This window comes from Burkholderia cepacia, assembly GCF_001039005.1.
GTDB lineage: Bacteria > Pseudomonadota > Gammaproteobacteria > Burkholderiales > Burkholderiaceae > Burkholderia > Burkholderia theae.
Window position 1 is genome coordinate 142,813 of record NZ_LDWR01000050.1, and the last position, 12,854, is coordinate 155,666.

Sequence of the window (12,854 nt, forward strand, 5' to 3'; positions counted from 1 at the left end):
CATGCGCGGCATCATTCGTGTAGGAGACGTGCATAGCCATGGCGGTCGTGTGGAGACGGGTGCCGCGAACAGTGAAGTCATGGGACGCGCGGTCGCCCGCCAGGGCGATCGCTGCACGTGCCCGCTGCACGGCGAAGTTGTGATCATCGACGGTGAAGCTGGTTTCGATGTGGAGGGTGCACCCGCGTCGTTCGACGGTCACAAAACGTCGTGCGGTGCGGTGCTCATTTCGTCCGTGCCAACGTCTGGACTTTCCTAAGCCGGGTGTACGGATGGATCCCGATTTCCCGGGGTATCGCAACCGCTTCGTTCGATCCGCGCTTTTCCGCTAAGGGGCGTAGGCATTGGGGATGATCCGCACGACACGACTGCGCAACCAAGCCGTTCCCGGGCTCGTTGCCAAGCAGGCCAGTGTTCTGCGAATAAAAATCTCGGATGCAAACGACTGCCTGATACGAGGCAGATGCCGGTACAAATAAATGACACGACGGATAGGAATGTCAGCTCTGGTAGGGATCGCTGTTTTCGCCTTTGCCACGGCATGTTCAGCTGTGACCGCGGAGGCAGGGCAGCGTGGTTCTGCACCGGCACCGTTGGCGTCTGATCAGGAGAGACCATTTCTCGCGCAAGTCGTTGGGCTGGAGTGGCTCAATCCACTACAGCGCCGTGACTATCCGACGGAATGGCAACTGCTGTGGACGATGGGGCTCGTCAAACCGAACAAGAATGACGACATGGTCAGAACAGACCCTCAAAGCTTTTTATCAGTTAAGCCGGTCGCGATCGTTGCGGACGGAAACGACGGAAGAGAGAGCTTCGATGGATACTACGAGAAGTATATCGACGCGTTTCTGATTTTGCTTTATAGCAAGTATGCGATGAATGGTCACTATTTTTATACGGTCCAACCATCCAACAAGCGACACTGGCGGGAGTTGGCCGGCATCCGAATTGAATTCGCCATTCCAGTGCGGCTTTCTCCGAACGAAGCCCGTTCTCACCTTAGCAACGAAATGATGACGGCCTTTTCTATCGGGAGTGAAGAATTCACCGATCTATGGAGTAGGGATACGCCCCCGGATATTCAGATCCACGTCGGCGGTGCCAATGCCGGCTTCACGTCCCTGAACGCCGCACTCGACTATCTGCAGGCGCACCCGCAGGAAAGCGTGTGGGTGATGAACTGGGACGCGCCAAGCTTCCCGCCCAAAGACGAGCAGATGAACGAGAACCTCACCGTGCTGTTTCTGGCGGGCCCCGATCTGAAGACCGAGCGTGAGCCGCTCGCATGGATCGGCAAGACTGCGACGGGCAAGGTGAGCGACTACGAGGCGAAGGCCGGTACCACGCGTGCTGTCCAGGCATGGAAGGCGACGATCGCACAGGCTGCCCATAACGCGAACGTCGACCCTGCAAGCATCCAGTTCGTCGTGCACGATGCGGGCAAGGGCAGCGACGCGGCATCGGCGCGTCTGGCCTCGTTGTCGCAGACGCTCACGGAAACGCTGCCGGAATTCGACTATACGAAGCAGGTCTTCAACACGCCGGCGCTGCTCGGCGACATGGGGGCCGGTACGGCGCTGACGAACGTCGCACTCACAATCGGCCTGGTCAATCATTTCGGCGGTAATGCGCTGGTTGCCGGCACAACGGACGCTGCTCATCCGACTGCCGTTGTCGTGCTGCCGCCGTCGAAGCTCACGCCGATCAACCCGACCGGCGACTGGTTCCGCGCACGCGGCGAAGACAACGCCTATCTCCCGTGGTGGGGACGTCGTCGCGACACGAACTACGGCATCCAGGGTTACTCGTACTGAGGGGCATCCGTGCGCGGCATCATCCGGGCGCCCCTGCGCCGGACGTGACCGTGCATCCCGATTTCCCGGAACACCGCAGCACGGCTTCGTTCGATCCGCACCTATTTGAACGAACAAAGTGCAGAGATATCGGAGCAGCACTCGACCAAGTGCAAAAAAAATGTGCTCCATGTACCAGCACTCGACCGCCGGAGCGCCTTGATGGACCAGCGCTCAAGTGCAGGAAGATGGTACCCGCCGGGGGCAAAAACTTGCGTCCCATCTCTGCATCGTGGCTTCACAATAATGTCCGATAATGGCTCCCGGCCATACGCCGTGTTCGTCCACCTCACAGGAGTCAATCGCGATGCCATACGTCACTACGCAGGATAACGTCGAGATCTTCTACAAGGACTGGGGCCCGAAGGACGCACAGCCCATCGTCTTCCATCATGGCTGGCCGTTGTCTTCCGACGACTGGGACGCGCAGATGCTCTTCTTCGTACAGAAGGGCTATCGCGTGATCGCGCACGACCGGCGCGGCCACGGCCGGTCGGCGCAGGTCTCGGACGGTCATGACATGGATCATTACGCAGCGGATGCATTCGCGGTCGTCGAAGCACTCGACCTGCGCAATGCGGTGCATATCGGTCATTCGACCGGCGGCGGCGAAGTGGCCCGCTACGTCGCGAAGCACGGTCAGCCGGCCGGGCGCGTCGCGAAGGCGGTGCTGGTCAGCGCGGTCCCGCCGCTGATGCTGAAAACCGAATCGAACCCCGAAGGCTTGCCGATCGAGGTGTTCGACGGCTTCCGGAAAGCGCTCGCCGACAATCGCGCGCAATTCTTCCTCGACGTGCCGAGCGGCCCCTTCTACGGTTTCAACCGGGCCGGCGCGACGGTGCATCAGGGTGTCATCCGGAACTGGTGGCGGCAGGGGATGGAGGGCAGCGCCAAAGCGCATTACGAAGGCATCAAGGCCTTTTCGGAAACGGACCAGACCGACGATCTGACGTCGATCACCGTCCCGACGCTCGTGCTGCATGGCGAAGACGATCAGATCGTGCCGATCGCGGACGCCGCGCTGAAGTCGATCAAGCTGCTGAAGAACGGCACGCTCAAGACGTACCCGGGTTATTCGCACGGCATGCTGACGGTCAACGCTGACGTCCTCAACGCCGACCTGCTGGCTTTCGTGCAGGCGTAACGGTGTCGGCAGGCGATCCGGCAGCGCCGTTGGAAGCGGCTGCCGGATCACCTGCCACATCTACCCGTACTCATCGCGTCGATTGCTTCGGACCGCCGGGCACGATGACAGCCGGACCGATTGCGGCATCTCGCAGCCCGCGCATGACGTTGGCCGCGGCAAATTCGGCACCGTCGTCAGACCGAACGAACGCTGGTTTGCCGTCCAGCCGCATCAGTCGCGATAGCGTCAGGATGACATCCTGCAGCCACAGGATGGCGCTCACCTCGATCGCCAGGCGCTCGCGGGTCTATTCATCAATCGCGCAAGGTATCTTCAACGCTCGCCCATTCACCCGCTGGTTGTGCGCAAGATCGTCGTTCCATATCGAATTCGGTTGTGTCGCACCAGGCAGACGAATGTCGTTGCTACAACGATGGCGGCGGGGACACTGCCGCGGAATGTTGAGCTGCAGGGCTCGCCACATTCGCCGGTAGCCTAAGCGCAGCACGCCTTGACGAGTGGTAGCAATCAGTCGCTCGCGCAGGCCCCGATCCTTCCCCGGCTGCTTGAACGTATCGGTTGCCGCCCGGCGACTCGGCCCGAGACAGCAAAATGCCTTGTGTTGCGATAGCCCCCGCCGAATCAGGACTTCCAGCACTTCGTGTCGATCACATTCATGCCGCCGACTTTATCAATCGAAAGAAATGCTGCGCTGCGGGCGTGAGTGCTTCATGGCACTCCGCGTTGGAGCTGCTTCAAACAAATGGGCTGGATTGAAAAATGGAAATCCAGCCCCTATCGTCAAATGCCGATAGTTTCCCGGTGATTTTATGATTATCGAATGGCGAAGCGAGTGGCCGGTGAGCCATTCGCGCAATTATTGCCGTAGATAAACAGATTTCTATTTTCGGAATATGCGGAGTAAATCAGAGGGTACACTTCCTTGGCGCTGAATGAATAGGCGCCATCGCCAATGGTTACCAGCAGGTTGCCGGTGGTGTCGGTTTCGATCTTGTCGATCTTGCCGGCCTTGCAAAGTGCCTGCGCAGAAGCGTACGAGGAGGCGAACATCAGAGTTGAAAAAAGCATAGTCGCAATCTTTTTCATGTTTTTCATAGGGTAATGAGTGGAGTAATGCGGTTTGTGTCGCATGGTCATGCCCGGGACTACATGTCTGCTTTTCCAGATCGCTAATTCTCAATTGTCGAGAAATTCGCGATGGCCTGGTCATGCCATAACTCATGGCAATTAATGTTTGCAACAAGATTTTATGTGCCCCGTTATCCTGTCTATTTTGAGTCGCGATGCTGCGGAGCACAACGCATACTATTGATCGGATTCGTCGGATTCCAATCAAAATAATTTATCGTCACTTCAATGCGATAATTTATATATTGATTTTGTTTTGTAATTTTTCGCCATGCTGTTTTTATTTATTGATTGCTGACGAAGTTTGAATAATCGGCAATGAATATTGATTCGATAGTTGATCGGGTTATGAACTGGCAGGCCAGGTGCACGGGATTGACGCCAGAAATGTTGACGGTCAAGTGCAGCAGTACCGGCCGGATTCCATGTCTTGCCGTGCATCCGAAGTCCGGGTGCGCGAGGTCAGCCCGCCGTGCCGGACCAACGAGCCTTTCGAAGTGGCGATCGCGCTCGCCGGGCTCGGCGGCGCGCACCGCCCGGCGGCATCGATCGAACGACTGCCGGATTCACAGCTACCGCCGCACGTTTCAGCCCAACCCGTTGAAGCGGATGCCTGGATACGTCAGGCGCGGCATCCGGCTTTCGAGGAACGCGTGCAGTTCGCGCACCTGCGCGGCCTTGCCGGAGTCTTCCGGCCAGACGAGGTAGTACGCGTCGCCGGTGCTGACGGCCGTCTTGAACGGCAACACCAGTTGCTTTTCATCGATGGCCTTGGCGCACAGCGCCAGGTCGCCGATCGAAATGCCGTGGCCCGCAATGGCCGCCGCGATGCCCTGTTCGAGCATGTCGAACACCTGCCCGCGCGTGATGTCCACCTCCAGGTCGTGGCCGCTGGCCTTGAGCCAGCGACGCCAGTCGCGGCGATCGGGCGACGGGTGGATCAGCTCGCACGCGGCCGGGTTCGCGCGTGCGGCTGCCGCGGTCGCACGCGAGCACACCGGAATCAGCCATTCGTCGAACAGCTTCACGCTGTGCGTGTCCTCGCCGAACCTGCCTGCACCAAGCAGGATCGCGCAATCGTAGGATTCGCTGAAGAAATCGACGGTATCGACATCCATCCACACGCTCGCGATCTGCACCTCGAACGCGGGCCGCGTCTCGCGAAAGGCGGCGAGCGCGTCGAGCAGCCAGCGCATGGTGAGCGTGGAGGGCGCCTTGAGCCGCAGCACGTCGCGTTGCGACCGGAACAGCATGCACGCTTCCTCGATCTGCCGGAAACCGCGCCTGAGTCCCGACGCGAAGATGTGCGCTTCCGCCGTCACGGTCATTCTGGGACCGCGCCGGACGAACAGCTTCCGGCCGAAGTAGGCCTCGAGCGTCCTGACGTGCTTGCTGACCGCGCTTTGCGTCAGGCTCAGTTCGTCGGCGGCAAGCGTAAACGAGCCGGTGCGCGCGGCGCTTTCGAACGCGCGCAACGCATAGACGGGAGGGAGCGGTTTGGCCTTCATGGGTTTTGAGTGTGAATAAAACTCATGTCATGCGACAGGATTTTCCGTTTTTCAGCGGCGAATGGGCGCGCAATACTACGAAAAACCGCGAGATTCACCGCACTGGACGTCCATGATGCCATCGCGACGAGCCGGTGCGTCAAACCATCAAACAACTTTTTGTCATGTCACTCCATTACCCGCTGCTGTTCGCCTATCTTGCCGCGATCGTGTTGCTGATCGCGACGCCCGGCCCGGTCGTCATGCTCGTGGTCGGCACGGTTGCGCGGCGTGGCTTCCGCCAGGGCGTGCTGACCGCGGTGGGCGCGAATGCCGCGAGCCTCGTGTTGATCGCGGGAGCGATGCTGATGGTGTTCGGCGTCGTGCTCGTCAGCGATCGCCTGCTCAAGGGGTTGCATGTGCTCGGCTGCGTGTTCATCGCGGTGCTGGCGATCCGGACGCTGCTTGGCGAATGGCGCGCCGGCCGCACAGGCGCCGGCGATGGCGATGCGCATCGCGAACCGGTATCGCGGGTGCGGCGTTTGCCCGGCGTCGTGCGCGGTTTTCTGGTCGGCATCGCGAACCCGAAGGACCTGCTGTTCTTCGTCGCGTTCTTTCCGCAGTTCGTCGGCATCACGCCGGATTCGCGCGTGAGCCTGGCCATCCTCGCCGCGTTGTGGATCGCGGTCGATTTCACGATCCTGACCGGCTACATGGCCGCGATCAACCATCCGCTGATTCATCGGAAGCAGCGATGGATCACCGCGTCGTCGGCGGGCGCGCTGCTCGTGATCGCGCTTGCCGGGCTCGGCGGCGCGATTGCGGGTGGGGTGTAGCGAGCCGGCGATCTGCGTTACGCTTCGTTTGCCCTGATCTTCCTATCGAGCTCATCATGTCCAGCACCGACCAGACTTTCTCCGAACACCTTTTTTCCTATGGCACGCTGCAACTCGAACAGGTGCAGCTCGCAACGTTCGGCCGCAAGCTCGACGGTCATGAGGACGCGATGCCCGGTTATGCGATGACGATGCTGAAGATCGACGACCCCGAGGTGGTCGCGACGAGCGGGAAGACGCATCATCCCGTGGTGGCCTATACCGGCCGATCCGGCGACCGCGTAACGGGCAGCGTGTTCGCGATCACGCGTGAAGAGCTCCAGCACGCGGACGACTACGAAGTCGACGCGTATCGTCGCGATCGCGTCGTGCTCGAGTCGGGCGTCGCGGCATGGGTGTACGTGGACGCCAGTTCGCCGCGCCCGGACTGAATCCGGTTCGCGGGCGGGATCGACGTTGCCGGGTTTCCGTCCGTCAGCCGTTGCGCACGAACACGACGTAGCCGCGGAACCACGGATGCGTCGCGAGGTAGGGCGGCGCATCCGACTCGCCGCCCTGGATCACGCCCATGCGGAACGGAAGTTGGAGCCGCGCAACGCACACGATACGCGTCATGCCGCGCTTACCGGTAGCAGCGGGGCTTCTGCGCACGGGCTGCCCAGGTAGGTGGCCTTCAGCGTATCGAACCAGCGCTTGCGGGTGTTCTTCGGCACGTCCTTGCCGCCGCATTCGTTGCTGCCCGTCGGCGCATAGCACTTGACGGAAACGGACCAGACCGACGATCTGAAGTCGATCAAGCTACTGAGGAACGGCACGCTCAAAACGTATCCGGGTCATTCGCACGACATGCTGACGGTCAACGCCGACGTCCTCATCGCCGACCTGCTGGCTTTCGTGCAGGCGTAACGGTGTCCGCGCATGCACGCTTCCTCGATCTGCCGGAAACCGCGCCTGAGGCCCGACGCGCAGATGTGCGCTTCCGCCGTCACGGTCATTCTGGGTCCGCTCCGGACGAACAGCTTCCGGCCGAAGTAGGCCTTGAGCGTCCGGACGTGCTTGCTGACCGCGCTTTGCGTCAGGCTCAGTTCGTCGGCGGCAAGCGTAAACGAGCCGGTGCGCGCGGTCTTACGACGTCGCGCGATCTATGTCGCATTTACGAATGATGTGCACGAAATAGACTGTTTGATGAGCACCGGGAAAGATTCGGCAAGTTCGGTTGAAAGCCGACGCCCCGACCACGCTCAGGATTGCAGTTCGGGTTGATTGGTTCGAGTCCGATCACGCAGTGCCGGCGCCGTCGGATTGAGCTTTTCATACAGGGGATATGCATGTGCGCCGACGCGGGAACAGGCGGCCGGGTATCAAGCGCGGCTACGTGCCGATGCTCGGTTGCCGTTGCACCATCATATCGATGGAGCAATTTAATTTCGTAGTGCAGATCATCTGACGGGTATGCCACTCTTCGGACGATCTCGTTGCACGAACGCTCCGCGGCCGTCATCGGGCCGTTACTGGCGAACGCGCATGCGAGGGGAACCATGAATAAGTCATTCAACGTATTCGTTTCGAACGTAGTTGTCTTCGTGATTTGCTCCGCATCTCTCGTCTCATCGCCGTCCGTTGCCTTCACGTCGGGAGGCGCGTGGCAAGCACACATGTCGCGCAAATCGCAGATGCTTCCGGTCGTGACCGTCGCGCCAACGGCGAACGGCGGCGATCAGACCGACGCGTTGCAGGCGGCGTTCGATGCGTTGCAGCCGGGTCAGCGCCTGGTGCTGGCGCCGGGAAGTTATTCCGTAAGCCGGTCGTTGACGGTTGCGAAGGCGGACGTCGTGATATCGGGCTATGGTGCAACGCTGGTCGCCACGAACCCGGGCGACCAGACCATCGTGATGAGCGGCAGCGGTTCGACACTCGTTGGCGTCACGTTGATCGGCACGGGCACGACGCGGCTCGTGACGCGCGAGTCGACCAAGGTCGAGGTGACCGGCACGGGCGTTCAAGTGCTCGATGTGAAAATTCAAGGCGGTGCCAGCGCCGGGATCTTCGTGTACGGCGGCATCAATGTCGCGATCGTGAACAACACCGTGCGGTCGACGCTGGCCGACGGCATCCATACGACCTACGGTTCGACCAACGTGCTCGTGGAGGGGAATACGGTGACTGGCACCGGCGACGACCTGATCGCCGTCGTCAGCTACCAGGCCGACGGCCGCATCAGCAGCAACGTGCTGATCGACCATAACTCGGTGTCGGGCAACTACTGGGGGCGCGGTATCGCGGTGGTCGGCGGGCAGGCTGTGACGATCTCGGACAATACCGTCGACGGCGTGCAGAAAGCGTCGGGCATCCTGGTTGCGCAGGAGGCCAGCTGGAACACGTATAACGCGACGAACGTCGTAGTCAGCAACAACACCGTTTCGAACATCCAGAACTCGAACGTAAACAATGGACTGCAGCCGACGCAACTGGCCGCGATTCGACTGAGCGCGTGGCCGGGAACCGTGTCGTCGGTTGCCGTGAAAGACAACCGAGTGTCGAACTCAGGTTATTCGGGATTCCAGGCGGAGGGGAATATCTGCCAGTTCAGCGTCACCGGCAATGTGTTCTCATCGATCGCCGGTGCGGTAGTGTCGTTGCTGCAGAGCGGATGCACCCCGAGCCAGGTCGTCGCAACGGGTAACACGCTAGGCGGAGTCGCGCTGGTGTCGCCGGTCGGCGCTTCCACGTCCGGGACGATCTGGGCGGGTGGAGCGTTGACTACAACGCTGCCGACGGTGCGCTGGAGTCTGATGCAGACGAAGTGACCCAGAACCAGGAAATGGTCCGGTTCAAAAGTAGAGAGTTTATCGCTCGTGTTCATGACTGGCAGCCAGGTTTCCTGTTCCACGTCTGCGGGCGTCCGGGCGGTTGGGAACGTCTGCCAGTTTCTTGTTTTCGTCGATGGGTTCGCGTCGATAACAGGCGCGCCGGTCTCAGTGCTGTCGCAAGGTTGCACGCCGAGCTCGGCCGATTTCCGGGTGCAGGCAGGCCATGGGCGTGAGCCCGAGACTGTGCGCGGCGCCATGCCGGCGATCAGGTCAAATGAGGCCGGCCTTCCGCCCCGCGACCGCGGCCTGCGTGCGATTGAGCACGTTCAGTGCTTTGAAGATCGATGTGATATGCGCCTTGACGGTTTTTTCCGAGAGGCCCAACTTGTCCGCGATGACCTTGTTGGGTACGCCAGCCGCCACGTAGCGAAGTACTTCGATCTGGCGCTGCGTCAGCAGCATGTCCATGGGCGCCGATGACTGCGCCCGAACGATGTCGGCGTGTCGCGAAACAAGTTCGTCCAGAACGATCGGCGGAACATAGCGTTCTCCTTCCAGCACCATTTTCATGGCCGTCATCAACGTGTGCAGGCTCGACGTTTTTGTCACATAACCCAGTGCGCCATGCGCGAACGCGTCCCGCACGTCCTGCGGGTTTTCAGACGCGGAAAAAATGACTATTGGCAACTCGGGGCGGATCTTCGCGAACTCGGTGATCGCCGCCTGACCGTCCATCCCTTTCAGTGTCAGGTCCAGCAACACGGCATCCAGATCGATCTGCTGATCGAGCATCCGCATGGCTTCATCGGCGCTGCTTGCTTGTACGACGACCGTGTCGTCGCCGCCCAGCTGAAGCAGCTTGGCTACACCGTCCCGCAAGACAGGATGGTCGTCGACGATCAATATTTTCACGAGGTTGGATCGAGCGTTAAGAGACGACGATGGGGATCGTCGTCAGGCATCCAGATTGCGTTGCGATGCCATGTCCTAAGACTTTAGTCCAATTTCCATGTCGTGGGTCCTGAGGCTTTGATTCAGTTTCGCTTGGATCGATCGTACGCCGAACGTCGGATTTACAGTTGCGTCGAAATTGGCAAGACTAGATCGCGCTGGTATGTAATGCGATGGAGGTGTCGATTTGACCACGACCGCAGTCCGGCGAACGCATGACATGGATGCATGTCGAGAACGGCCGCTCGGTGTTTCTGTTGATCTACAGAACGTTGCCGGGCGACGAACCTGGCCGACCGGAACATTAATCCTTTTAATGCATCAATCGTGGTGAATGGCGATTGTTATCGAGTGGCGTGATGCAATTCAAGAACCGGACATGTCGTACTTGTGGCTCGCCCCAAGGCTGTTGCAGGAACATCGCGCGACGGGCATGTTTCGCTTGGGTATTGTGAGTGACGTCGTGAGCGTATCGGAACATGAGGTAGAAGAGCGGCACGATCTAGTCATCCGCGCTGCCCGATCCTGTTGCGATGAGGTTGCCGATTGCCGCTCTCAGCTTGCCGTGTGAAATCGGTTTGTGAAGTAAAACAATTCCGCTTGCGTGCGCACCGGTCAATCGGTCGGCGGCCGTATCACCACTAATCAGCATGGCTGGAATGTTTTGGTTGTATTCCATACGGACTCTTTCGATTACGGTGATGCCGTTCTCGCCGCCACGCAGGCGGAAATCGCAGACCAGCAGGTCAGGCCGCCTGGCGCAAGTCGAGAGGCTCGCGATGGTCTCGTCTCCCGAGCCGGCCGCAACGACTTCGTATCCCCACATCTTCAGTAGTTTCGACATCGCGTCACGTATGGGTTGTTCATCATCGACGACCACCACGAGCCCAGCCGTGGATGACGTGTCGTGATCTTCACCGACGGGGATCTCGAGCGGCATTGGCAGACGGTCCGAGCGTTCGATCGCAATCTCGAAGCATGACCCTCGGCCAGGCTCCGAGCGCACGGCCGGCTTGCATCCAAGGAGGTCGGCCAGGCGTCGAACGATTGCCAGACCGAGCCCGAGTCCTTGTTCGCGATCTCGCTCGGAATTGCCGATCTGGTAATACTCCTGGAACACGAGGTCGAGCAAGTCGTGCGGGATGCCGCGCCCCGTGTCCCATACCTGAACGGCGACATGTGTGCCGCGGAGCCGGCACCCCACGACGATTTTGCCGGCGTCGGTATAGCGCACCGCATTGGACACCAGGTTGCGCACGATACGCTCGACCAGTATCGGATCCGAATACACGACTGCGTGAGTGGGAACACGGGAAAGCGCGAGCCCTTTGGCCGAGGCATCGCTCGAGTAGTCGCGACAGATTCGAGCCAGAACCGCGTCGATCGCGAATGACTGGTATTGCACCTCCACGACACCCGCATCGAGCTTGGAAATGTCGAGCAGGGCGGCGAAGAGCTTGTCGAGGGCCGCGGTGGAAAATTCGATCTGCTCGACGAGGAGTTTTCCGTCCGGGTTCATTGGGATGCCACGAAGTGCGCCGACCAACAGTCCGAGGGCGTGCGACGGCTGGCGCAGATCGTGACTGGCTGCTGCGAGAAAGCGGGACTTCGCGAGATTGGCTTCTTCCGCGATCTGTTTCTGGTTTCTCAGGTCATCCGCCAGTTTGACAACGACATCGTTTTGAGCCTGAAGATCGACAGCCAGCTTTTCCGCCGCATATCTCAATCTGATGTTCTGCGTTGCCGTCCGGTTGGCGAGGATGCCGAGGTAGCCGATCACGCAGACAAACAGCGACATCATGGGCGCGGTGGCTTGTTGCACATGGTTCTGCGAGAGGGCGGCGGCGGCGACATAAGGCAGGGTCGCAGGCAAAAGAAACGCCAGGAACGCAGGGAAATATGCGCTGAAGACCGGGACGGAACCTGCTACGACGCCAAGCGTGGCGGTAACAGCGAGATACTGGATTTCGAAGCCGCCGGCGGTTACCAGTCGAATCGATGACCATCCCCATCCCATTCCCGCGGCGAGACTGAAAGCGGTGAACCACGCGGCCCAATATGACCACCTGCTGACGGATGATGCCGATCTCTTGTACAGGCGGGAAAGTATGATGTGACCACCCGAACATACCCCGATGTATAGAACCCACGCGGGACCGATTACAAGATCGAGTTGCCCGAGGCGGTGAAGCGAAACGGCGAGCACCACCGCAAGCAGCGTGCCTCCGGTGACACTGAGCTCAACGATGCCGTACACGATCTTGAGCTGTTCGGATGCAATTGTGTCGTTGAATTGTGTCGTCGTATTCATTAATCGTTCTCGCCAATCCGGATTCGATACGAATATGCGGCTTCGGAAGATCATCAACGCACGCGGCCACTTTTAGCCGGGACTCGATCTGACAGGGAGTCGGGCCGACAAAGAACGAGTCATCAATGGGGGATGAGTTTCTCCGTGGCGAGTTCGAGCGAATCGAGGATAGTACGCATCGGCGTCGTGTCATAACACCAGCGCCCCTGATGCTCTCGTTCATTGTTGTACTGGTCGAGCCACGCATCAAGGTCTCTCTCGGATTTGTATTCCAGTCCTTTCCGATCGCGAGCGTGATCGTTTGCTCGTTCAATGATGCGAAGCCGGC

At 59.9% G+C, this 12,854-nt stretch carries 11 protein-coding genes and 5 pseudogenes; 8 read left to right on the forward strand and 8 right to left on the reverse strand.

From position 1 onward, the window contains the following. Position 1 precedes the first annotated feature (1 nt). From VL15_RS40680 to VL15_RS28140, 3 genes are all read left to right on the forward strand, one after another. Complete coding sequence (locus tag VL15_RS40680; RefSeq protein WP_080970964.1) at positions 2 to 259, forward strand: PAAR domain-containing protein; 258 nt, start codon at positions 2 to 4, stop codon at positions 257 to 259. 220 nt (positions 260 to 479) lie between these two features. Continuing rightward, entirely contained in the window at positions 480 to 1,817 is a 1,338-nt protein-coding gene (locus tag VL15_RS28135; RefSeq protein ID WP_048249958.1) for a hypothetical protein, read from the forward strand. A 346-nt stretch (positions 1,818 to 2,163) separates the two neighbouring features. Next, positions 2,164 to 3,000 (forward strand): alpha/beta fold hydrolase, encoded by an 837-nt coding sequence (locus VL15_RS28140; RefSeq protein WP_048249959.1) that lies wholly within the window; start codon positions 2,164 to 2,166, stop codon positions 2,998 to 3,000. Positions 3,001 to 3,079: 79 nt separating this feature from the next. On the opposite strand, the pseudogene VL15_RS43290 reads toward VL15_RS28140, so the two are convergent. From VL15_RS43290 to VL15_RS28150, 3 genes and pseudogenes are all read right to left on the reverse strand, one after another. Continuing rightward, positions 3,080 to 3,649: pseudogene (locus VL15_RS43290) on the reverse strand (IS3 family transposase); the annotation flags it as partial. A 167-nt stretch (positions 3,650 to 3,816) separates the two neighbouring features. Further along, positions 3,817 to 4,089, reverse strand: a complete 273-nt coding sequence (locus VL15_RS40690) for a hypothetical protein (RefSeq protein ID WP_080970980.1) — start codon at positions 4,087 to 4,089, stop codon at positions 3,817 to 3,819. A 629-nt stretch (positions 4,090 to 4,718) separates the two neighbouring features. Then, entirely contained in the window at positions 4,719 to 5,639 is a 921-nt protein-coding gene (locus VL15_RS28150) for a LysR substrate-binding domain-containing protein (protein WP_048249960.1), read from the reverse strand. A 164-nt stretch (positions 5,640 to 5,803) separates the two neighbouring features. On the opposite strand from VL15_RS28150, the gene VL15_RS28155 reads away from it, so the two are divergent. Next, positions 5,804 to 6,454, forward strand: coding sequence for a LysE family translocator (locus tag VL15_RS28155; protein ID WP_048249961.1), 651 nt, complete (start codon positions 5,804 to 5,806; stop codon positions 6,452 to 6,454). 56 nt (positions 6,455 to 6,510) lie between these two features. Further along, on the forward strand, positions 6,511 to 6,885 hold the full coding sequence (locus VL15_RS28160; RefSeq protein WP_048249962.1) for a gamma-glutamylcyclotransferase family protein: 375 nt from the start codon (positions 6,511 to 6,513) through the stop codon (positions 6,883 to 6,885). 43 nt (positions 6,886 to 6,928) lie between these two features. Here VL15_RS28160 and VL15_RS42175 read toward each other — a convergent pair. After that, a pseudogene (locus tag VL15_RS42175) lies at positions 6,929 to 7,051 on the reverse strand (DUF3142 domain-containing protein); the annotation flags it as partial. Positions 7,052 to 7,237: 186 nt separating this feature from the next. Between VL15_RS42175 and VL15_RS42180 the strand changes: the two are divergent. Then, positions 7,238 to 7,360, forward strand: a pseudogene (locus VL15_RS42180) (alpha/beta hydrolase); the annotation flags it as partial. Positions 7,361 to 7,440: 80 nt separating this feature from the next. On the opposite strand, the pseudogene VL15_RS40700 reads toward VL15_RS42180, so the two are convergent. Next, positions 7,441 to 7,596 (reverse strand): annotated as a pseudogene (locus VL15_RS40700) (helix-turn-helix domain-containing protein); the annotation flags it as partial. Between the two features lie 513 nt (positions 7,597 to 8,109). Here VL15_RS40700 and VL15_RS28165 point away from each other — a divergent pair. Further along, positions 8,110 to 9,261, forward strand: coding sequence for a right-handed parallel beta-helix repeat-containing protein (locus VL15_RS28165; protein ID WP_230684541.1), 1,152 nt, complete (start codon positions 8,110 to 8,112; stop codon positions 9,259 to 9,261). 273 nt (positions 9,262 to 9,534) lie between these two features. Here the strand turns inward: VL15_RS28165 and VL15_RS28170 are convergent, their stop codons facing one another. Next, complete coding sequence (locus VL15_RS28170; protein ID WP_048249963.1) at positions 9,535 to 10,176, reverse strand: response regulator; 642 nt, start codon at positions 10,174 to 10,176, stop codon at positions 9,535 to 9,537. A 373-nt stretch (positions 10,177 to 10,549) separates the two neighbouring features. Between VL15_RS28170 and VL15_RS43835 the strand changes: the two genes are divergently transcribed. Continuing rightward, on the forward strand, positions 10,550 to 10,786 hold the full coding sequence (locus VL15_RS43835) for a flagellar transcriptional regulator FlhD (RefSeq protein WP_080970970.1): 237 nt from the start codon (positions 10,550 to 10,552) through the stop codon (positions 10,784 to 10,786). Here VL15_RS43835 and VL15_RS28175 read toward each other — a convergent pair. Both VL15_RS28175 and VL15_RS43295 read right to left on the reverse strand, forming a co-directional pair. After that, complete coding sequence (locus VL15_RS28175; RefSeq protein ID WP_048249964.1) at positions 10,718 to 12,526, reverse strand: hybrid sensor histidine kinase/response regulator; 1,809 nt, start codon at positions 12,524 to 12,526, stop codon at positions 10,718 to 10,720. The two genes, VL15_RS43835 and VL15_RS28175, sit on opposite strands and share 69 nt — an antisense overlap. A 122-nt stretch (positions 12,527 to 12,648) precedes the next feature. Further along, a pseudogene (locus VL15_RS43295) lies at positions 12,649 to 12,780 on the reverse strand (IS481 family transposase); the annotation flags it as partial. Between the last annotated feature and the right edge of the window lie 74 nt (positions 12,781 to 12,854).